The sequence below is a fragment of the Aestuariimicrobium kwangyangense DSM 21549 genome, assembly GCF_000421525.1.
GTDB classification, from domain to species: domain Bacteria; phylum Actinomycetota; class Actinomycetes; order Propionibacteriales; family Propionibacteriaceae; genus Aestuariimicrobium; species Aestuariimicrobium kwangyangense.
The window spans coordinates 638,050-658,952 of the sequence record NZ_ATXE01000002.1 but is presented as its reverse complement, the minus strand read 5'-3'; the positions used below and the strand labels follow the sequence as shown (position 1 = coordinate 658,952).

The window sequence follows — 20,903 nt, the reverse complement described above, 5'->3', positions numbered from 1 at the left end:
ACGTCTGTGGACGCCTCCCCAGATCAAGCCGAGTCAGCCACGACGGTCAGGCCAGCAGTTTGTAGGTGCTCGTGCCGCTGAGCAGCTTGGTGGCAGGTCCCCATGAGCCAACCTTGTTGGCATAGCCGAAGACGGTGCCGTCGCTGCGCTGCCCCGCGAGGTCCCAGCGGCCGTCGCGCGTCAGGTCGAGAGGCGAGAAGGCACGGGTGAAACCGGTCCATCCCTGACCGACCTTGGTGCCGGAGCCGATCGTGGCCCCCGACGTCCCGGAGTATCGCCACAGCGTCCCGTCCGTGCGCACGGCCACGATGTCGGCGCGGCCGTCCCCGGTGAAGTCACCCACCCCGACGATGTGACGCATCGATCCCCAGTTCTTGCCAATTTGGCTCGCGCCGCTCAGGCGCGATCCCGACAAGGTGTAGCGGAACAGTGCTCCGTCGGTTGCCCTGCGCGCCACCACGTAGCGCGTGGTTCCACCGCCGAGGTTCGAGACGGGCACGATCAGGTCCATGCCACCCCAATTGGAGCCCACCTGACCCACCAGGGTGAGCCAACCGTTGCTGCCGCCCTTGTACAGCCACAACGACTGGTCTGCTCCGCGGCGGGCGATCAGGTCGGGGTAGCCGTCGCTGTTGGCGTTCAGTTGGGCAATGTACGTCATGGCACCCCAGCCCGTTCCGCGCTGGCCGACGTAGGCAAGTCCGGAGGAAAGGTTGCCCTTGAAGTACTGAAGGACGCCTTGCGCGTTGACCCCGTAGACCTGTCCCGCAGGGAGCGTGGCCGAAGGGCTGGAGGTGGGAGCTGGTGCGGGTGCGGGTGCCGGAGCAGGTCCGGCTGCGGTCTCGCAGGCGATGCCATCGCCGTCGCGATCGAGTCCCGACCGGTAGCCAGGCTCACCGATTCGCATGTCGTGGTACCCAGCTGCGGCGGCATCGGCGCAGCTGCTGAAGTAGAGGGATGGCTGCGTGACGGACTCGGAGGGAGTCGCCACCGACAGGGCGATGGTGGCCCCCAGGGCAATGGAGCCGGCGAGGCGCACCATGGGGCGGGCAGTGATCATGAGTGGTCCTTCTGCAGAGGTGGTGGGAAAACGCTCTCACGCACCCCTGAGTGCCCTGTGATCAGGGTGGTCATTGTTGCACGGCGTCAGGCTGAACGATTTGGGGAGTGGCCGGAGACCGATGGCCGGGAATCTGCGTGCAGTTTCTCGATGTGTCTGATCGACAGGTCACCCAATGGGAACGAAGGACAAGCGCTCCACTCCTCGGGGCAGCAGCGCTGTTCTTGGTGGTCTATGCGTGGCCTATCCTGCAGCCAGACCTTCCGTCCGCTGCAAGAAGAGGGTGCTCGATAGCGTCCTGGGCAATCTGGTTCCTGTTTGCCCTGGACCTCGTCGTCCGCGTGATCCTGTCAGAGCGACGGTGGGCATTTCTTCGTCGCAACTGGCTCGACGTGGTGACGCTGGCCGCCCCGATGCTTCGTCCACTCAGGGCGCTACGGATCGTGATGGCGCTGAATGTTCTGAGTCGACGTGGCCAGGCTTTCGCCCGGGGTCGCGACGTGTCATACGTGTTGGTGGCAGTTGCCGTGGTCGGCCTTGTCGCCGCGCTGGCCGTCCTGGACGCCGAGCGCCTCGCGCCCGGTGCCAACATCACTTCGATCGGAGATGCTCTTTGGTGGGTGGCGACCACCATCACCACAGTCGGATACGGCGATCAGTTCCCCGTCACCTATGCCGGCAGACTCGTGGGGCTCGGACTGATGGTCACAGGAATCGCGCTGCTCGGAGTCATCACCGCGGCATTGGCGTCGTGGTTCGTCGAGAAGGTCGCCGAGGCAGCTCAATCCGCTGAACAACGTACCGAGAGCGAGGTGCTCGACCTCGCCTCCGAGGTGGCTGCGCTCAGACAGGAACTGAGGCAACTGTTGCGCGAGCGCGACCGGCAAGACTGATCAACTGGCCTGCCTCACTTGAGGCGTGGGGAAGGGCCGCGCGGCATGATGCGAGGAGCAATTTCGGGGGGGCGACGTCCGTGGACGCCGCCCCCGACCGGGAAGGCCAATCAGGCCCCGATCAATCAGGCCTCGAAGGCGATGGCCTCACCGGTGCGGTGCGACTCGAAGGCGGCCTCGAGCACCTTCAGGCAACGCAGCACCGTCGAGATCTCGACCAAGGGCTGCTCGCGTCCCTCGATGGCGGCGACCAGGTTGGTGTAGAAACCGTCCATCGACACCGGGATGCGCGGGATCGGCAGGATCTCAAGGTTGTCCTGCACCTTGGCGCGGGCGGCGTAGTCGACGAGCCGGGGAGCCATCGTCTTGGTCATGCCCTGCCCTGCGAGCACCGGCACCGCGTCCGAGTCCTTCTCGAGGTCGTGCAGACGCACGATCTTGCCGTTCAGGTCCCAGTCCTCGATCTCGGCGGTGCCGTGGGCACCCTCCATGTGGAAGTTGGGTCCCGAGATGAAGTTGTTGGTCGTGCACGCAGCCACGGCCTCCACGCCGTTGTCGAACGACAACTGGATGCGGAAGCCGTCGTCGACCTCGTGGCCGGCGATGTGCGAGAGACGGCAGAACACGCGGTTGAGCTTGGCGGGCACCATCAGCAGCAGCCGGTCGACGAGGTGGACACCCCAGTCGAGCACCATGCCGCCTCCGCGAACGGGGTCGCGGCGCCAGTCACCGGGAATCCCTCGGGATCCGTCGACGCGGGACTCGACGTAGGTGACCTGACCCAGCGTCCCCTCGTCGAAGAGCTGCTTGATGACGAGGTAGTCCTCGTCCCAGCGGCGGTTCTGGTGCACGGTGAAGACCTTGCCTGCCGCCTCGGCCGCGGCCATCACTTCTTCCAGCTCGGCTGAGTTGAGCATGGCCGGCTTCTCGGTGAGCACGTGCTTGCCGGCCGCGAAGGCCGCCAGTGCGATCGGGTGATGCGCCTCGTTGGGGGTGGTGATCACGACGAGATCGATCTCGGGATCAGCCAAGCCCTCCTCCAGCGACGCGTAGCCGTGGAGTCCGGCGGTCTCGGCCTCCTCGATGGCGCGGGGGTCGACGTCGACCACGCCCTTGACCGTCACCCCCTCGGCTGCCGCCAGCTTGCGTGAGTGGTAGATGCCCATCGTGCCGTAGCCGACGATGAGGGCCGCATGAGTCATGGGTGAAGCTTCCTGGGGTGGGGGTGAATGGATGTTCAGTCAACTCTTTCAGACCCGGGCGACCCGATGGCAAGTGCCCACGCCAAAGCGCGCCAACGGTGCGATCAGTAGTCGTGACCGAGCAGGCCCAGCAGGGTTCGACCCACGCCCGAGTCGTCGTGGTCGCCCGCGACCGGGAGCCCCAGTTCGTGCAACGACGGATGGGCATTCGACATCACGAACCCGCGACCCACCAACTGCAGCATGGCGATGTCGTTGGGCATGTCACCGAATGCCACCGCCTCGGCGGCAGCGATGTCGAGGTCGTCCAGCACCCGTTGCAGACCGCTGGCCTTGGTCACCCCGGGCGACGAGATCTCGAGCAACCCGGGTGAGACCACGAACGACCACGTGGGGGTGAGCCGGTCGCCGATGAGCGGGGCCAGCAATTCGGCGAGACGATCTGAGGGCAGGTCCGCCGAGCGCACCAACAGCTTGACGGCTGGACTGACGTTCAGGGCCTCGTCGATCGGACGAACGGTGGCGCCCGGAACGGCCACGGTCGAATGAGCCAGGTAGACCTCATCGCACGACCACCCGTCCACGTGTTCCAAGGCGAACCCGAGCCGGGAGTCGGCGCCACGCAGGTCGTCGATGACCTCGGCGACCACGTCGACGTCGAGGCTGTCGTGGGAGGTGACGACTCCACCGTGCAGGTCGTAGCGCACCGCACCGTTGCTGGTGAGCACGTGCAGGTCGAGGTCATGGAGAGGTTCGAGCACCTGCAGCCAGCGCCACGGCCGGCCGGTGGCCACCACCACCTCGATGCCACGATCGGCAGCCTCACGGAGTGCTCGTTGGTTGAGCTCGGAGATCACACCCTCGGCATTGAGCAGGGTTCCGTCGAGATCGGTCGCGACCAGTCTGGGCTCGGTCATCACAACTTCTTGTTCGGGGTAGGTGACCCACCCGACTTCGACCCCTGTGGGTCGGGTGACTCATAGCTGGCCGACTTGGTGGGGGAGTTGTGCCCCCCCGAAGACCCCGGCGACTCCGGTGAGGCCGACTGCGAACCCGAGGACGACGGCGAGGCCGATCCGCCGCCGGAGGCGGAGCCGGTGGTCGGCACCGGCGGTGGTGGGGAGACCGGGGGTTGCTTGGAGAAGATGAGGACGGCGATCAGCAACGCGAGGGCGGCCAGCAACAGCATCAGCAGCCAGGCCACCAGGGTCGTCACCCATCCCGCGCGGTCGGTTCGTCCCGGCCACGGCAGCGGCCACAGGCGCGACGTGCCCGGCTGCTGGTTGTTGCGCCAGTGCAGGTCGTAGTCGGGGCCGCTGGGGCGTCCCAGCAGGGACGTCCGGGACAGGTCGACCGCTGTGAGCAGACGCTCGGCCTCGGCCACGGCGCGCGGGGAGCCGTCATAGGCCAGTGCCACCCACGGCGCCAGCGGGGCATGGCCGGGATCGACGGGGTCGTCGTCCTCGGAACGGAAGGTGTGGGCCAGTCGGCCCTCGTCCTGGCCTCGTCCGCCGCGGGCGATGACGGTGTCGATGTGGAGCTTGTTGACCTCACCGGCCAGGCGGTCACGAGCCGCGGCGTCGTGGGCTGCGCCGTCGGAGAGCACGATCACCATGACGGGGGTGTTGTCGTTGTCATCGTGACCGACGTAGGCCACCCCGGACGGACCGGCCGTCAGACGCGCGTCCAGCCAGAAGTCACCCACCTTGGGTGGGTCATCGGGGAACAGCGCGGAGGCGGGTCCGGCGTGCGGCAGGTCAGACATCACCACCCATCTCACCACATCGCCGGAGCACGGCGGCTGTCGACCCGAGGGGGCGGTATCGTGGCCAAGGCGTAATCACCCCGAGCACCTCAGGAGACGTGAGTGACCAACCCATCAGGGCCACAGGCGCCCACCCAGACTGGGGCCCACGGGGGCATGACCACCAAGGAAGCCTCGGAACTGCTGGGGCAGGCGATCCAGCAGGTGCAGAGGGTGATCGTGGGCCAGGAGCACATGGTCGAACAGTTGATGGTCGGGTTGCTGGCCCAAGGACACGTCCTGCTCGAAGGCGTTCCCGGTGTTGCCAAGACCCTGGCCGTGCGCTCGTTCGCCACCGTGGTGGGTGGTTCGTTCGCACGCGTGCAGTTCACCCCCGACCTGGTGCCCTCCGACATCGTCGGCACCCGCATCTACTCGGCGAGCAAGGAGTCCTTCGACATCGAGTTGGGCCCGGTCTTCGTCAACTTCGTGCTGGCCGACGAGATCAACCGGGCGCCCGCCAAGGTGCAGTCGGCGATGCTGGAGTTGATGGCCGAGAAGCAGGTCTCCATCGCAGGTGTGACCTACCCTGCCAAGAAGCCGTTCATCGTCATCGCCACCCAGAACCCGGTGGAGTCCGAGGGCGTCTACCCGCTGCCGGAGGCGCAGCGCGACCGCTTCCTGCTCAAGGTCGACGTGCCCTACCCCCGCGGCAACGAGGAGTTCGAGATCCTGCGCCGCATGAGCGTGCGGCCCCCCGAGGCCAATGGGGTGCTGAACCCCGACCTGGTGCTGCAGTTGCAGGACATGGCCGCCAACGTCTTCGTGCACAACCTGGTTGCTGAGTACATCGTCCGCCTCGTGCTCGCCACGCGCACCCCCGACGAGTTCGGCATGCCCGACCTCACCAGCGTCATCCAGATCGGCTGCTCCCCACGAGCCACGCTCGGACTCGTGGCCGCCGCTCGTGCTCTCGCGCTCATCCACGGGCGCGACTACGTCATGCCCACCGATGTGCAGGCCGTGGCCCGTGACGTGATGGGCCACCGACTGGTGCTCGGCTTCGATGCTGTCGCCGACAACATCGAGCCCGCCAGTGTGGTCGAGCGCATCCTGGCCATGGTGCCCGCACCGACGCCGGTGTGGAACCAGCAACAGCGCCAGGCCAGCCACGAACAGGGTCGATACAACCCCGAGTTCCGCTGACCCGGTGTGGCGGACCAGATGACCCAACACCCGTCCTTCGCACCGCCACCGGGCCCGCCGCTCGGCGGAGCCCCAGCACCGAACCGATCCGACGTAGGGGTTGCAGCGACCGTGCTGGCCTCCCCGACCGGTCCGAGCCTGCCGCTCAACCGGCTGGCACCCGAGGCTGCTCTTCGCCGACTCGAACTAACCATCGTGCGTCGACTCGAGGGCTTCCTCCACGGTGACCATCTCGGGCTGTTGCCCGGCCCGGGTTCGGACGCCAATGACGCACGCATCTACCAGCCCGGCCAGGACGACGTGCGCAAGATGGACTGGGCGGTGACGGCGAGAACCACGGTGCCCCACGTGCGCGACACGATGGCCGACCGCGAACTCGAGGTGTGGGCGCTGCTGGACGTGACCCCGTCGATGAACTGGGGCACCGACGGTGTCACGAAGCGCGACCTCGGCATCGCCGCCATCGCCACCATCGGCTTCCTGTCGCAGAAGATGGGTGACCGCTTCGGCGGCATGCTGATGCGCCAGGACTCCATCAAACGGCTTCCGGCCCGTTCCGGCCGCTCGGCCCTGTACGGGCTGTTGCGCACCATGCTGGACGAACCCATCGTCCCCGACCATGCCCCCGGGGAGCTGACGCTGGCCGCCGGCATCGAACAGTTGAGCCGAACCCAGCGGCGCCGCGGGATGCGAGTGGTCGTCTCCGACTTCCTCTCCCCGGGCGACGCCGAACTCGACCCCAACGTCAGCCCCGACTGGGAACGTGCCCTGCGCAGACTGTCGGTGCGCAACCAGGTGCTCTGCGTCGAGGTGGTCGACTCCCACGAACTGGAGTTCCCCGACGTCGGCGAGATGCTGATCAAGGACCCCGAGTCGAACTTCGCGCGCTATGTCAACACCGGCGACGAGAAGGCCAGGGCCCGCATGAACGCCGCCTCCGCGGCCCAACGTGAACGAGTGGCCATCGCCCTGCGCCGGGCCGGGGTGGGACACATACAGTTGCGCACCGACAGAGACTGGGTGCAGGACATCGCCCGGTTCGTGCTGGGCTACCGGCGGGTCGCGAGCATGTTGCACGCCCCGCCCCAGGGCGTCAGCCGATGAGGGGGAGTCAGTCGATGGAGGGAGTCAGCCGATGAGCTGGTTGCCGGAGTTCATGAACTCGGGACGACTGTGGGTGCTGGCCCTGATCCCGCTGCTGGTGCTGGCCTACGTCATCATCCTGTTGCGGCGCTCCCAGTTGGGCATGAGGTTCACCAACACCGCCGTACTCGACCGCATCATGCCCAAGCAGTCGACCTGGCGCCGTCACGTGACGGTCGCCATGATGCTGCTGTCGCTGGTGGCCCTCTCCTTCGCGTGGGCTCGTCCGGTGGGTCAGGAGAAGGTGCCGCGCGAACGGGCGACGATCGTGGTCGTGATCGACGTCTCGTTGTCGATGAAGGCCAAGGACGTCTCACCCGATCGACTCACCTCGGCCAAGCAGGCCGCGACCGAGTTCATCACCCGACTCCCCGCAGGGTTCAACGTCGCCATCGTCGAACTGTCGGGCAAGCCGGCCACCAGGCTTCCACCCTCCACCGATCGGGGCGCTGCCCAGCGCGCCATCGGCGCGCTGGAGTTGAAGGAGGGCACGGCCATCGGCGACTCGATCACGAAGGCCCTTCAAGCCGTCGACCAGGCACCGAAGGGTCAGGACGACAAGCCGGCGCCTGCGGCGATCGTGATGCTGTCGGACGGCCAGAACACCGAGGGGGCTTCTCCCGCGGGACCAGCCGCGCAGGCCAAGCAACGAAAGATCCCCATCTACACCATCGCCTACGGCACCGAGACCGGCTACGTCGACCTCGACGGCAAGCGCGAACGGGTGGCACCCGACAAGGCGGCCCTCAGGCAGATCGCGCAGTCCACGGGCGGCAAGGCCTGGGGGGCCGACAGTGCCAGCCAACTGAACAACGTCTACAAGGACGTTCGCAGTGAGGTCGGCTACGAGGACGTCAAGACCGAGATCACGGCCCAGTGGGCCTTCTACGCCTTGGCGTTCGCCGTGGTGGCGGCGCTGGGAGCCGTGTCGATGGCAGCGAGGTGGCCCTCATGAACCTGGAGTTCCTGCTCCCGCACCGACTGTGGTGGTTGCTGGTGCCGATCGGCATCACCTGCCTGTACGTCTTCCTGCTGCTGCGTCGTCCGCACACCACGCCGTCACGACCCAGCAACCTCTCACGGATCCTGCCCAAGGACCGCGCCTGGAAACGCCACCTCGCAGTCGGTGCGGCGGTGCTGTCACTGGTCTCCCTGGTGGTCGCCTACGCCAAGCCGAAGGACTACACCGAGGTTCCCCGCGAGCGCGCGACCGTGATCGTGGCCATCGACGTGTCCCGCTCGATGATGGCCCAGGACGTGAAGCCGAGTCGGTTGGCTGCCGCCCAGACGGCCGCCAAGGAGTTCGTCTCGTCGCTTCCCCCGCGGTTCAACGTCGCGCTGGTGAGCTTCGCCGCGACAGCGGAGCCGCTGGTTCCGCCCACCACCGACCGTGGCGCCGTGGAACGAGCCATCGACGGACTGCAACTACAGCCATCCACAGCCATCGGCGAGGGGATCTACACCTCCCTTGACCAACTGAAGCTGGTTCCACCCGACCCGAAGGACCCCAAGGCAGTCGCCCCGGCCGCCATCGTCCTGCTCTCCGACGGTGCCACCAACTCCGGCCGCTCGTCCCTGCAGGCCGCCAAGGACTCGAAGAAGCTGAACGTGCCGATCTACACCATCGCCTACGGCACGGCCAACGGCTACGTGCTCGAGAACGGTGTGCGCCAGCCCGTGCCGGTCAACCACGGGGAGTTGCTCGACGTCGCACGGGCCTCCGGAGGCAAGAAGTTGTCGGCCGAGTCGGCCGACCAACTGGGCAAGGTGTACCGGACGATCGCCCAGGACATCGGCTACGAGAAGGTCTTCGTCGAGGTGACGGAGCGGTACGCGGGACTGGCCCTGCTGTGTGGCTTCGTGGCAGCGCTGAGCGTCATCTCGCTGGCCGCCCGCTGGCCATGACCGGGCTGGCTGCCGTCCGGGCTCGGGTCGAGGCGGCCTGCGTCGACGCCGGGCGTGACCCCTCGGGGGTACGACTGTTGGCGGTGAGCAAGACCCATCCTCTGCCGCTGCTGGTCGAGGCGGTCAGTGAGGGCTGCACCGAACTGGCCGAGTCGCGGGTGCAGGAGGTCGTCGAGAAGGCCACCGGCTGGCCCGACGCCACCGACCTGCCGATGCCCACCTGGGTGCTGATCGGGCACCTGCAGCGGAACAAGGTCCGCGACGTGGTCAGCCACGTCGGGGAGTTCCAGGCCCTCGACAGCCTCGACCTCGCTGCCGCGTTGGACCGCAGGCTCCAGGCCGCCGGACGAGACCTGCGGGTGCTGGTGCAGGTCAACTCCTCGGGGGAGGAGAGCAAGTTCGGTCTGGCCCCCGACGAGGTGATGCAGTTCTGTCGATCGCTGCACCCGTTCTCGTCCCTGCGCGTGGACGGGCTCATGACCATTGCCGCCCGCAGCGACGACCCCCGCGAGGTCGTCGCCTGCTTCGAGACGATGCGCACCCTGCAGACGCGACTGCGCGACGACGGCGTTCTCGCTGCGGCGTGGGACGAACTGTCGATGGGCATGTCGGGCGACCTCGAGCAGGCCATCGCCCATGGTGCGACCACGGTTCGGGTGGGCACCGCGATCTTCGGCGCCCGCGGCTGAACTCAGGTCAGCAGGCGCATGCTGTCCCAGCCGCTGCCGATCGCCTTGCCGACACTCCACGTGCCGACACGGTTGGCGTAGAAGTACAGCTGGCCGCCGTTGCGCACCGAGAGCAGGTCGGCAGTGCCATTGCCGTCGATGTCGCCGGGCGACCACAGCTTGTCGGTGGGTTGCCATCCTCGTCCCACCACGTTGGCGGTCGAGAAGCTGCCGCCCGAGAAGGCGTAGCGAATGAGCAGCCCGCTCTGGGTGACGGCCAACAGGTCGGGAGTGCCGTCGCCCGAGAAGTCGCCGGGGGAGAAGGTGGTGGCGATCCCGCCCCACCCGCGGCCGATCTTGCGGGTGTTGTTGAGGTACTTGCCGCCGGCGGTGAAGCTGTAGCGGTACAGGGAGCCGTCAGAGGTGCGACCCAGCAGTTCGGGCAGTCCGTCACCGGTGACGTCATTGACCACGGTCAACAGGCTGAGACCGTCGAAGCCGCGTCCGATCTCCATGGCCGAACTCCACAGGCCCCGGCCCAGGCCGAAGAAGAGGAACAGTTTGCCGGTGTCGTGCTGTCGTCCGATCAGTTCGGTGCGGCTGTCACCGTTGAGGTCGGGGACGACTGCCATCCAGTCCCAGGGACCCCAACCACGGCCCACGACCACCCCGGGGGCGACGCTGGGCCCGGGCTTGGTCTGGTAGAAGTACAGGTCGCCGTCGCCGCGCACCGCGAGGATGTCTGCCAGGCCGTCGCCGTTGTGGTCGCCGGTCACTCCCGAGGCGGGGTTGCCCGTGTCGAACCGGTACACGTGGGTGCCGGAGGCGGTGGTCACGGTGCCGGTGTAGCCGCGGTTCAGGGTGAGCGGGCGCATCGGGATGACGAGCACCTTGCCGGCCATCAACGCGCGGGCCGTGGGGTTGGAGTAGCTGCTCGCCGTCCGGACGCAGACGGGGACGTTGCTCCCGTCCTCGACCAGGGTGGCGGTGGCGGAGGTGACGGTGGCCGAGGGGCCGTAGTCGATCAGGTTGGCCGTGCCGTACCAACTGCCCACCGGAGCGCCGCAGCCAGCGGCGGGGTCGGGATAGGAGCCGTCCGACATCTCGAGCATGGTCGTGGTGCCCTTGGGCCAGGTCCGAGGCCACCCGCTGGTGGGCTCGGTTCCGGTGCGACCCTGCAGCACGTTCAGGGTGGCGGCGGTGCGACCCGACTGGGTGGCCTGGCCGTACGCCGAGGTGGTGAGCCTGCCCGACAACATCGTGATCAGGTGGAACGGTGACGCCGCCCAGGCATCCACGAATGACGTCGGCGTGGTGTAGCCGAGGGCCACGTGGGAGTTCTGCGCCGCGACGTTGCCCGCGTCGGTGTAGCCCGGCAGGGCAGGGTCCTCGGCGTTGGTGACGACGCCGTTGAGGGCCATGTAGTTCGAGTGAGCCACCGCCGCCTGGGACCACGTGCTGTTCTCGGTCACGGCCGGCACCCCGAACTGGCTGCGATAGCTGTTCAGGCGGGCCAGCGCCTCGCTGGTCAGGGCATCGGCTGCGGGCTTCACGCCCGTCGACGTCGTGGCCGGTGCGACTGCGGTGGGGGGCGCCAGGGCCGGGCCGAGTTCGGCAGTGGTCTCAGCATGAGCTGTGCCACCGAACAGCCCCACGGCGGTCAACGTCGTGGCCAGCGCCAGCACCGAGATCCTCACCGCGGTCGGACGCGACCGTCGCACGCGCTGGGTCGGATCGGGGGACAGGTCGGCACTCTGGGGGGAAGGGCGCATGTCGCAGAGATTATCCGAACAGCCGCTCGTAGAAGGTGAGCTCTCGTTCCAGCGCGTCGCGGCGTGCCTCGCCCCCACGGAATCCGTGGCCCTCGCCGGGGTACAGCTTCAGTTCGACGGGCAACCCCTTCGAGCGGACGGCCTCGGCCATGGTCTCGGCCTGGTTGGGGGGCACCACCCTGTCGTCGCTGCCCTGCAGGATCAGCATCGGGGTCGACAACCGGTCGACGTGGTGAATGGGTGACCGCGCGAGGTACGTCGCTTCGTCCGCGGGCCAGGGGCCGACCAGCGAGTCGAGATAGCGGCTCTCGAACTTGTGGGTGTCGGTGGCCAGCATCACCAGGTCGCCGATCCCGTACCTGCTGACGCCGGCCGTGTAGCGGTCGGTCGAGACGAGTGACTGCAGGGTGGTGTAGCCACCCGCCGACCCGCCTGTGATGCTCACCTTGCGGGGATCGACTGCGCCTGCGTCGACCAGATGGTCGACCACCGCGACACAGTCGGCCACGTCGAGCAGGCCCCACTGGCCACGGAGACGATTGCGGTAGTCACGTCCGAATCCGGTGGAGCCGGAGTAGTTCACGTCGACCACCGCATAGCCGCGGCTGGTCCAGAAGTCGTTGAGTGGGGAGTGTGCGATCGAGGCGGACGAGGTCGGACCGCCATGTGACTTCACGATCAGCGCCGGTGCGTGCTCGGCCGGCGCGGGGAGGTAGAGCCATGCCTGCACGTCGCCGTTGCTGCCGCTGACGGTGATGCTGGTGGGAACGGTGGGCTGCCAGTCGGGCCGGCGTCCACCGGCGCGCTGTGCGACCCTGGGATGGTCCTCGTCCAGTCGTACCCGCACCAGGGCGTCGCCGGCGCAGACCAGGCCGACCAGGGCGTGGGCCTCGTTCCCGGCGACCACACACGACCGGACCTCCGCGAGTCCGTCGCATTCCGGGTGACGGACGACCCCGGCGACGAGGTCGATCACGGCAAGCCGGGGCCAGCCCTGCACCATCTGGTGCACCAGGAGCCGTCCGCCGCTGACTGTCCATGAGGGGCCCGTGAGCGTCCAGACCGGGTGGTCGCAGTCGGCGTCGACGGGCCAGACGAGGCTCGACCCCTGCTCCGGCGTCCACGAGTGGAGGTTCCAGTACCCCGACTCGTCCGCCATGAACCACAGCGTGGTGGTGCCCGACGGGTCCACGTCCCACTGCGGGTGCTGGGCGCTCACCTCCGGTTCGTCCATGACGGTCGTGACCTCACCCAACTGCCATCCCGATCCGCCCTCCTCGTCGAACGCCAGGGGAGCAGTGCGGACAGTGCTTCGATCCCAGGGCATGTCGGGGTGGTTCCACTCGAACCAGGCGAGACGTCCATCGGGAGACAGGCGCGGTCCCGCGACGAAGTCGGGGCCGGAGACCAGCACCTGTCCGAAGTCGTCGTTGGCACCGGACAACCGGAGCGCCACCACCGTTGTCACCGCCTCCCCGGGGCCGCGGTGGTCCTCGCGCACTGCCAGCAGCAGGTCGAGGTTCGGGTGCACCTGCAGCCCGCCGTAGCGCACCTGCGAGGACGCGGGGGTCACGGCTCGGTCGGTGGCCACCTCGATCACCTGGTTGCGGACGTCGTCGACCGCCACCACCACACCGTCGCGCGCGTCCCAGGCGCCGCCGCCGTACTCCATCACCCGCGAGCGGACGCAGAACGGGGCGGGCGTCAGTTCGACGCCGTCGCCGTCGACGATGGTGGTGCGGCGGTTCTCCGTGGGCCGGGACTCGAGCCACAGCAGGCGGTCGCGGTCGGCCCGGAGCTCTGACCAAGAGGGTGCACCCGCCAGGGCCTCGTCCACCGTGACCAGTCGGGGACGGGTCGATGCCGCGGAAGTGGTGGATTCGTGGAGCGGGTGCTGGGTCATGGCCACATGCTAGGGCTGGCACGACTGCTGGGAATGATGCACAATCGGCACAAGGTCATCGTGCGACCGCGACCAGACAGCTGGGGAAGGCTCATCTGGACGAGGAGGCACACGATGATCTCGAGCCGGACCATGACCGACCAACCCGTCACGGGGGTCGTTCAGATCCATTCCACGCCGTCTGCTCTGCGTCCCCATTTGGAGTGGGCGCTCGGCGGCGTGGTCGGCGTGCCCACACATCTGGAGTGGAAGCCGCAACCCGTCGAACCCAACAGCTGGCGTGCCGAACTGGCGTTCGCCGGGCGCGCCGGCACGGGCGCTCGCCTGACCAGCGAACTCGCGCGCTGGCAACGGGTGCGATTCGACGTGACCGAGACCCCCCGATCGGGTGGCGCGGGGCAGCGCTGGTCGGTCACCCCGAGCCTGGGGGTGTTCGCTGCGGCCACCAACGAGGTGGGCGACATCGTCGTCCACGAGGATCGGATCAGGCAGGCCATGGCTGCCGCCGTCGCCCGTGGCACCGACCTGCACCACGGCCTGGAGGCCCTGCTGGGCGCGGCCTGGGACGCCGAGCTGGAACCCTTCAGGAGAGCAGAGGACGACCAGGTGCGTTGGCTGCACCACGTGGTCTGAGCGCAGGGGTCACCCGGGCAAGAGCGGTCGACCGGGCGAGGAGCCCGGCCGACCCCGACCCTCACTCAGCCGGACGGAGTGACCGGCTCTGGTGGGCGTTGGTGACGGCGATGACCACGTTGTGGCCACCGAAGCCGAACGAGTTGTTCAGACCCGCCAGGTCGCCCTCGGGCAGCGCGGTGGTGCTGGTGGCGATCTGAACGGGCAGCCCCGGCTCGAGGTTCTCGATGTTGATGGTGCCGGGGATGGTGCGGGTGTTGAGCGCCATCACCGTCGCGAAGGTCTCAACAGCGCCGGCGCCACCCAACAGGTGACCGGTCATCGACTTGGTCGAGTTCACGAGAACTCCCGAGGTGTCACCCAGGGCCAGCGCGATCGAACCTGCCTCGGCGCGATCCCCTTGTGGGGTCGAGGTGCCGTGGGCGTTGATGTGCCTGATGTCGGCGGCCTGCAGGTCGGCCTCCTTGAGGGCCTTCACCATGGCCGAGGCCTGGCCTCGTCCCTCGGGGTCGGGCTGCACCAGGTCGTGGCTGTCGGCCGAGATGCCGGCGCCCGCCAGGGTGCCGTAGATCTTCGCCCCACGGGCCTGGGCGTGTTCGAGCGTCTCGATCACCATCATCGCCGAGCCCTCACCGAGCACGAACCCGTCGCGGTCGACGTCCCAGGGGCGCGAAGCCTTCTCGGGGGCGTCATTGCGGCGCGACAAGGCCTGCATCTGGCCGAAGGCGGCCAGGGGCAGGGGGTGGATGACGGCCTCGGTGCCACCGACGACGGCAATGTCGGCGCGACCCAGGCGGAGCATGTCGAGCCCGAACGATATGGCCTCGTTCGACGAGGCGCAGGCCGAGACCGGGGTGTGGATGGCGGCGCGGGCACCGAGCTTCAGGCCGACGTTGGCGGCTGGCGCGTTGGCCATCAGCATGGGGATGGTGAAGGGGCTGACCCGGCGGAAGCCCTTCTCCTTCTGCACGTCCCACTGGCCCAGCAGCGACTGCATACCACCGATGCCTGAGGCGCAACAGACGCCGAGACGGTCGCGGTCGATGCCGTTGTCGTCGTCGAGGGTCAGCCCCGCATCGGCCCAGGCCTCCAGGGCGGCGATCACGGCGTGCTGGGTGGAGCGGTCCATGCGACGGGCGGCCACGCGGTCGATCCGTTCGGCAGGGTCGCCGGCGGTCTCGGCGGCGAAGTTGGTGGGCAGGTCACGGGCCCACTCGTAGGGCAGGGTGTGGGCGCCCGAGACGCCCTCGAGCATGGCCTGCCAGGTGCTGGGGGCGTCGACGCCCAACGGCGTGAAGGCGCCGAATCCGGTGATCACGACAGTAGTCATGGAGTGCTCCAGTGCTGCTTGTTGGTGATGCGCGAGGTGGGTCGACCACCGCCCCGGCAGGGCGTGGTCGACCCACCCGATCAGGCTCAGGCCTGGGCGCGCTCGATGAAGGCCACGGCGTCACCGACGGTCTTCAGGTTCTTGGCGTCCTCATCGGGGATCGACACGCCGAACTTCTCCTCACAGGCGTAGATGATCTCGACCATCGACAGCGAGTCGACGTCGAGGTCATCCGTGAAGGACTTGTCGAGCTGGACGTCGTCCGCGGCCACGCCGGCCACGTCGTTCACGATCTCGGCGAGGTCCGCGCGGATCTCTTCGGTGCTGGCCATGTGGCCCTCCTTGGTGTGGTTGGGGTGGAGCGGGTGCTCCGTCCCTGCGAACACTCGAGTAGTCCGCAGGAAGTCTGGTGGGGGTTGTGCCTCAGGGGAGGACGATGACCTGCCCGGCGAACACGAGGCCTGCGCCGAAACCAATCGTGAGTGCTGTCTGGCCGCTGTGCGCCTCGCCCGACTCCAGCAGGGCCTCCATCGCCAGCGGCACTGACGCCGCTGAGGAATTGCCCATGCCGACGATGTCGCGGCTTACCACGACCGATTCGGGCAGCTTGAGGTGCCGCAGCATCGAGTCGGTGATGCGGTTGTTCGCCTGGTGGGGAATGAAGACGTCCAGTTCCTCGGGGGAGAGGCCAGCGACGCGCAGGGTCTCGCGCGCCTTGTCGGCGATGAAGGTGGTCGCCCACCGGAAGACCTTCTGGCCCTCCATGGTGATGAAGGGTCCCGGGGCGTCCGACTCGTGGGTGGCGTGCCAGTCGTCGATCTCGATGACGTCGGCCTGCGAGGGGTCCGAGCCCCACACCACCGGTCCGATGCCGGGGGTGTCGGAGGGTCCGATGACCACGGCGCCGGCGCCGTCGGAGAAGAGGAAGGCGGTCGAGCGGTCGGTGAAGTCGGTAACCAGCGAGAGGGCTTCGACCCCGATCACGAGCACGTACTGGCTGGCTCCCGATCGCACCAACGACTCGGCCTGGGCCACGCCGTAGCAGAAGCCCGCGCAGGCGGCCGAGATGTCGAAGGCCGCCGGTGCGGCACAGCCCAGGTCATCGGCGACGAGCACGGCCAATGACGGAGTCTGCTTGAAGTGGGTGACGGTCGACACGATGACGGTCGAGATCTGGTTGGCGGTGAGGTTCGCACGCTCAAGCGCCTTGCGCGCCGCGGCCACCGCCATCGTCCGGGGAGTCTCACCCTCGGCGACCCAGCGCCGTTCGACGATGCCGGTCCGCTGCCGGATCCACTCGTCGGAGGAGTCGATCATGGTGCACATCTCGGCGTTGTCGACGACCCGGCTGCCCCGGTATCCACCGACGGACAGGATCCGGGCGTACTTGGCTCCCTGGCTGGCGTGCAGGCTCATCAGTTGGTCCCGTTCTCGTGCTGGGTGGGGGTGGTGGTGACGTGTCGGGCGAGGAACTCGCGCGCGTCGTCGAGTTGGTCAGGGGTGTTCAGGTTGAACAGTTCGACTCCCTTGAGGTTGCGCTTGGCGATGCCGGTCAGCGTCCCCGCCGGGGCCAGTTCGAGCAGGCCGGTGACGCCGAGGTCGCGCATCGTCGCCAGGCACAGGTCCCAGCGAACGGGGTTGGTCACCTGGCTGACCAGGCGGGCCACCACCTCGGCACCCGAACCGATCTCGGCGCCGTCGCGGTTGCTCAGCAGGCGGGCCCTGGGGTCGTGGGTGGTCATGGCATCGGCCAGGGCCCGCAGCGCGGCCTGCGCAGGTTCCATGTGCACCGTGTGGAAGGCGCCCGCCACGCTCAGCGGGAACAGTCGGGCGCGGGCGGGGGGATCGGCGGCGAGCGCGGAGAGTTGTTCGACGGTTCCGGCGGCGACGACCTGGCCGGAGCCGTTGTTGTTGGCCGCCGTCAGGCCGTGGGCTTCGATGGCGGCGAGCACCTCGGCGGGGTCACCACCGACGACGGCGGTCATCGACGTCGGACGCAGCGCAGACGCGGCCGCCATGCCTCGTCCTCGTTCGCTCACGAAGGCCATCGCGTCCTCGGCGGAGACCACGCCGGTGAGGGCGGCTGCCGTGATCTCGCCGACGGAGTGCCCGGAGACGACGACCTCCGGGTCGAGCGGTCCCGTCCCTGCCAGGAGTTCGTCGGCCGTGGCCAACCCGGCGGCCACCAGCAGCGGCTGCGCCACGGCGGTGTCGCGGATGGTCTCGGCATCGGCCCGCGTGCCCAGCTGGGCCAGGTCGAGCGAGGCCGCCTGGCTGAGGTGCGCCACGGTCGAGCGGAACGAATCCCGCTCGAGCCAGGGCGTCAGGAAGCCGGGTGTCTGGGCGCCCTGTCCGGGCGCGACGATGGCAAGCACGAGGTCAACTCTGCCGGTCGCAGGCCTTGGACGGGCGGACTGGGGCAACGAAACTGTCCCGGGGCTGTTGTGGGGTTCCCACAACCGTGGGTCACCGCGGAGCGGCACCCGAATGGCGACGGTGGTGTATCAGGCGGAGAGCTTTGTCGGAAAAGATGAATCGCATGGTTGTGATTCACCGGTTGCACGGCCCGATGTGGCAAGCGCGAAGAGGTCAGCCGCGGGCCGGGGCGGGGCGTCCCGCCGTCAGTCGGCCCAGGGTGATCGCCAGCCGCAGCACGTAGGCGTCACGGGAGTCCATGGGCGAGTAGCCGGTCACCTCCTGGATGCGCTTCAGCCGGTAGCGCACGGTGTTGGCGTGGATGAAGACCGCACGAGCGGTCGCCTCGACAGAGCCGGACTGGTCCAGGAAGGCCACACAGGTGGCTAGCAGGTCGCCGCCGGCATTCTCGAGGTTGCGGTAGACCTCGTCCACCAGCGCACGACGGGCGTGACCGTCGCCCATCAGCGTGCGCTCGGGCAGCAGGTCAGCTGCAGCCATGGTGCGGGGACCCTCGGGCCAGGCGATGGCCGCCCGGTGCCCGGCGATGGCGGCACGGGCCGACGTTGAGGCGTCGACCAGGTCGTCGACGAGCGGACCCACCACCACCGGCCCCGGACCGAAGTGGGGAGCCAACCAGGCGGCGGCCTCGACTGCCGAACTGGGATCGGTGATGGTTGCACCCGAGATGATCAGCACCAGGCGGTCACCCTGCACGGCGGCGAGCAGGCCGAGCTTGTGCCGATCGGCGGCGTGACGGACGTCCTCGAGCCCTCGCTCCGCGAGGTCGGGGGCTCGTCCGACGGCGACGGCCACCTTGGTGCCGGCCACCCATCCCAGGGTGGAGGCTCGGGAGATGACCGTCTCGTCGGTCTCGGAGCGCACGATTGCGTCGACGACCAAGGCCTCCAGGCGTGAGTCCCAGGCCCCCCTGATCTCCGCTGCCCGTGCGTACACCTCAGCGGCCCCGAAGGCGACCTCGCGGGAGTACTCGACCACGGCGGAGCGCAGCACCTCACGGTCCTCCTCGGGCAACAGCGCCTCGATCTCCTCCTCGACCACCGCGATGGTGACGCGCACGAGTTCGACGGTCTGCAACAGGCTCACCCGGCGGGTCAGGGCGCGGGGGGCGCGATCGAAGATGGCAGTGGACGAGGTGTGCGCAGGATCAGCGGCCAGGATCCAGCTGGCGAAACCGTCGATGCCCCCGCGGGCGACGAGCATGATCCACGAACGCTCCTCGGCGTCCATGTCGCGGAACCACGGCAGACGTTCCTCCATGGCCGACACGGCCGCGGTGGTCATCTGGGCAGTGGCCTGGTTCAGGCGGCGCACCAGTGCGGCGCGGTGGTCCTCGTCGAGCTCGATCATCGAGTGCGATCCTAGATCCATGCCTGTCGACATCCCTGCGCCCGTGGCCGCACTGCGCGAAGTGGCCTTCTGGCGCGAACGGCGTCGTGACGAGACCCGGCGGGTGGAGGCCTACCGCAAGGCGGCCGATGCGCTCGCCGCGCTCGATGCAGACGACCTGGTGGTGCTGCACGAGAACAACGCCTGGCAGTCGGTGCCGGGGGTGGGGCCGAGCACGGCGGCCGTGATCCGCGAGGCGATGGACGGCAGGGTGCCACCGACCCTGGCGGAACTGCGTGAGTGGGGGCAGACCCCGCTGGCAGAGTCAGAGCTGCGCTCCCGGTTGCGGGGCGACCTGCACACCCACACGCTGTGGTCGGACGGGGGTTCGCCCCTCGAGGAGATGGTCACCGTCGCGGCCCGGTTGGGGCGGGAGTACATCGCCATCACCGACCACTCGCCACGACTGCGGGTCGCAAACGGCCTGTCCGCGGAGCGACTGCAGGAGCAGTGGCGCGAGATCGAACGGGTACAGGCCGACCATGGCGACATCCGGGTGCTGCGCGGCATCGAGGTCGACATCCTCGACGACGGGTCACTCGACCAGCGCGACGACCTGCTGGGGAGTCTCGACATCGTCGTCGCCTCGGTGCACTCCAAGTTGCAGATGGACGCCGACTACATGACCAGGCGAATGGTGGCAGCGATCGCCAACCCGCACACGACGGTGCTCGGTCATTGCACCGGGCGCAAGGTCGAGGGCGGCAAGGTGCGCGGACAGTCCAGCTTCGACGCGGAGGTGGTCTTCGCGGCCTGCGCCCAGTTCGGCGTGGCGGTCGAGATCAACGCCCGTCCCGAGCGCAATGACCCACCCGACGACCTGCTGGCGCTGGCCCACGAGCTCGACTGCGTCTTCTCGATCGACACCGATGCCCATGCCCCGGGCCAGCTCGACTTCGCTGATCTCGGAGCGGCCCGTGCCGAGGCCGCCGGGATCGATCCCGACCGGATCATCACCACCTGGCCGGTCGAGCGACTGCTCGAGTTCAGTCGTCGCCGTCGAGCCGCTTGACCATCTCGAGTTCGCTCGAACCCTCTGGGTCGAGGGGGTAGGGGCGCACCGCTCCGGTACGCACCCAGCCCTCACGTTCGTAGAACGCGATCGCCCGGGGGTTGTGGTCGTTCACCTCGAGCCAGAGTTCGTGGTGGTCGATGGCCCGTGCCCAGCGTGACGCGGCAGCCATCAGCATTCCGGCGCCACCGCCCCCGCGGGCCGCGGGCGTGACGTAGACGGCGCCGACCCAGACTCGGGTCGGATTCGACCAGCGATCGAGGGTGACGCTGCACTGGCCGAGCCAGCGATCCTCGGCATCGGTCAGGGCGAAGGCCTCACCCCGACCCGGTGCCCAGGTGGAGATGCGGCGCTGCCAGTCCTCATCGGTCAGTCGACGCGCGTCCTCGACCCGTTCGAGGTAGGCGAGGGGGGTGTCGGCGAGCATCTCGAGCCTCAGGTCACGAACCCTGGCCCAGTCATCGGGCGTCTGCAGACGCACCCGCAGCGCGCGGTGAGGCGGTTCGGCCTGTCGGTCGGGTGCTTCGTCCATGTCAGGAGCGTGACACACCCCCGAAGGTGGGTTCCACACCCCTGCTGTGACAAACCGAACGCCACGGTGGAAGAT

At 68.4% G+C, this 20,903-nt stretch carries 20 protein-coding genes; 8 read left to right on the top strand and 12 right to left on the bottom strand.

Annotation, left to right across the window (positions count from 1 at the left end; genetic code table 11):
• Positions 1-46: 46 nt before the first annotated feature.
• Positions 47-1,060, bottom strand: a complete 1,014-nt coding sequence (locus tag H507_RS0109660; protein WP_022910515.1) for an excalibur calcium-binding domain-containing protein — start codon at positions 1,058-1,060, stop codon at positions 47-49.
• A 137-nt stretch (positions 1,061-1,197) separates the two neighbouring features.
• Between H507_RS0109660 and H507_RS0109655 the strand changes: the two genes are divergently transcribed.
• A complete protein-coding gene (locus H507_RS0109655) occupies positions 1,198-1,953 on the top strand; it encodes a potassium channel family protein (protein WP_022910514.1) in 756 nt (251 codons plus the stop codon).
• A 125-nt stretch (positions 1,954-2,078) separates the two neighbouring features.
• Here the strand turns inward: H507_RS0109655 and H507_RS0109650 are convergent, their stop codons facing one another.
• The 3 genes from H507_RS0109650 to H507_RS15950 all read right to left on the bottom strand — a co-directional run bounded on the left by H507_RS0109650 (position 2,079) and on the right by H507_RS15950 (position 4,920).
• Positions 2,079-3,155: a Gfo/Idh/MocA family protein gene (locus H507_RS0109650; protein WP_022910513.1), complete on the bottom strand. Its 1,077-nt coding sequence runs from the start codon at positions 3,153-3,155 to the stop codon at positions 2,079-2,081.
• A 104-nt stretch (positions 3,156-3,259) separates the two neighbouring features.
• Complete coding sequence (locus tag H507_RS0109645; RefSeq protein ID WP_026378053.1) at positions 3,260-4,072, bottom strand: HAD family hydrolase; 813 nt, start codon at positions 4,070-4,072, stop codon at positions 3,260-3,262.
• Positions 4,072-4,920: a hypothetical protein gene (locus H507_RS15950; RefSeq protein ID WP_040438066.1), complete on the bottom strand. Its 849-nt coding sequence runs from the start codon at positions 4,918-4,920 to the stop codon at positions 4,072-4,074. The genes H507_RS0109645 and H507_RS15950 overlap by 1 nt, the downstream gene beginning before the upstream one ends.
• Before the next feature lie 156 nt (positions 4,921-5,076).
• Here H507_RS15950 and H507_RS15945 point away from each other — a divergent pair, with 156 nt between their 5' ends.
• Genes H507_RS15945 through H507_RS0109615 form a run of 5 tightly spaced genes read left to right on the top strand, consistent with a single transcriptional unit; the run spans position 5,077 to position 9,842 of the window.
• Entirely contained in the window at positions 5,077-6,105 is a 1,029-nt protein-coding gene (locus H507_RS15945) for an AAA family ATPase (protein ID WP_022910510.1), read from the top strand.
• Positions 6,106-6,123: 18 nt separating this feature from the next.
• Positions 6,124-7,209 (top strand): DUF58 domain-containing protein, encoded by a 1,086-nt coding sequence (locus H507_RS0109630; RefSeq protein WP_084707764.1) that lies wholly within the window; start codon positions 6,124-6,126, stop codon positions 7,207-7,209.
• Positions 7,210-7,240: 31 nt separating this feature from the next.
• The gene (locus H507_RS0109625; protein WP_022910508.1) at positions 7,241-8,203 is read left to right on the top strand and encodes a VWA domain-containing protein; all 963 of its coding nucleotides are present in this window, start codon (positions 7,241-7,243) and stop codon (positions 8,201-8,203) included.
• A complete protein-coding gene (locus tag H507_RS0109620; RefSeq protein ID WP_022910507.1) occupies positions 8,191-9,153 on the top strand; it encodes a VWA domain-containing protein in 963 nt (320 codons plus the stop codon). The genes H507_RS0109625 and H507_RS0109620 overlap by 13 nt, the downstream gene beginning before the upstream one ends.
• Complete coding sequence (locus tag H507_RS0109615; protein ID WP_022910506.1) at positions 9,150-9,842, top strand: YggS family pyridoxal phosphate-dependent enzyme; 693 nt, start codon at positions 9,150-9,152, stop codon at positions 9,840-9,842. Before H507_RS0109620 ends, H507_RS0109615 begins: the two co-directional genes overlap by 4 nt.
• Before the next feature lie 2 nt (positions 9,843-9,844).
• On the opposite strand, the gene H507_RS0109610 is transcribed toward H507_RS0109615, so the two are convergent.
• Entirely contained in the window at positions 9,845-11,593 is a 1,749-nt protein-coding gene (locus H507_RS0109610; RefSeq protein WP_022910505.1) for an FG-GAP-like repeat-containing protein, read from the bottom strand.
• A gap of 10 nt (positions 11,594-11,603) precedes the next feature.
• Entirely contained in the window at positions 11,604-13,496 is a 1,893-nt protein-coding gene (locus H507_RS15940) for an alpha/beta hydrolase family protein (RefSeq protein ID WP_022910504.1), read from the bottom strand.
• Between the two features lie 114 nt (positions 13,497-13,610).
• Here H507_RS15940 and H507_RS0109600 point away from each other — a divergent pair, with 114 nt between their 5' ends.
• Positions 13,611-14,129 carry a DUF3145 family protein gene (locus tag H507_RS0109600; RefSeq protein ID WP_022910503.1) on the top strand — a complete coding sequence of 173 codons (519 nt, stop codon included), beginning with the start codon at positions 13,611-13,613 and terminating at the stop codon, positions 14,127-14,129.
• Between the two features lie 61 nt (positions 14,130-14,190).
• Here H507_RS0109600 and H507_RS0109595 read toward each other — a convergent pair whose 3' ends face one another.
• From H507_RS0109595 to H507_RS0109575, 5 genes are all read right to left on the bottom strand, one after another.
• A complete protein-coding gene (locus H507_RS0109595) occupies positions 14,191-15,459 on the bottom strand; it encodes a beta-ketoacyl-[acyl-carrier-protein] synthase family protein (protein ID WP_022910502.1) in 1,269 nt (422 codons plus the stop codon).
• 86 nt (positions 15,460-15,545) lie between these two features.
• Entirely contained in the window at positions 15,546-15,791 is a 246-nt protein-coding gene (locus tag H507_RS0109590; protein ID WP_022910501.1) for an acyl carrier protein, read from the bottom strand.
• Between the two features lie 91 nt (positions 15,792-15,882).
• The gene (locus tag H507_RS0109585) at positions 15,883-16,878 is read right to left on the bottom strand and encodes a beta-ketoacyl-ACP synthase III (protein ID WP_425393312.1); all 996 of its coding nucleotides are present in this window, start codon (positions 16,876-16,878) and stop codon (positions 15,883-15,885) included.
• A complete protein-coding gene (locus tag H507_RS15935; protein WP_022910499.1) occupies positions 16,875-17,834 on the bottom strand; it encodes an ACP S-malonyltransferase in 960 nt (319 codons plus the stop codon). Before H507_RS15935 ends, H507_RS0109585 begins: the two co-directional genes overlap by 4 nt.
• 214 nt (positions 17,835-18,048) lie before the next feature.
• A complete protein-coding gene (locus H507_RS0109575) occupies positions 18,049-19,179 on the bottom strand; it encodes a PucR family transcriptional regulator (RefSeq protein ID WP_026378047.1) in 1,131 nt (376 codons plus the stop codon).
• A gap of 85 nt (positions 19,180-19,264) precedes the next feature.
• Here H507_RS0109575 and H507_RS0109570 point away from each other — a divergent pair, with 85 nt between their 5' ends.
• Positions 19,265-20,296 (top strand): PHP domain-containing protein, encoded by a 1,032-nt coding sequence (locus H507_RS0109570; RefSeq protein ID WP_022910497.1) that lies wholly within the window; start codon positions 19,265-19,267, stop codon positions 20,294-20,296.
• Here the strand turns inward: H507_RS0109570 and H507_RS0109565 are convergent.
• On the bottom strand, positions 20,271-20,828 hold the full coding sequence (locus H507_RS0109565) for a GNAT family N-acetyltransferase (protein ID WP_022910496.1): 558 nt from the start codon (positions 20,826-20,828) through the stop codon (positions 20,271-20,273). The genes H507_RS0109570 and H507_RS0109565 overlap by 26 nt on opposite strands.
• Between the last annotated feature and the right edge of the window lie 75 nt (positions 20,829-20,903).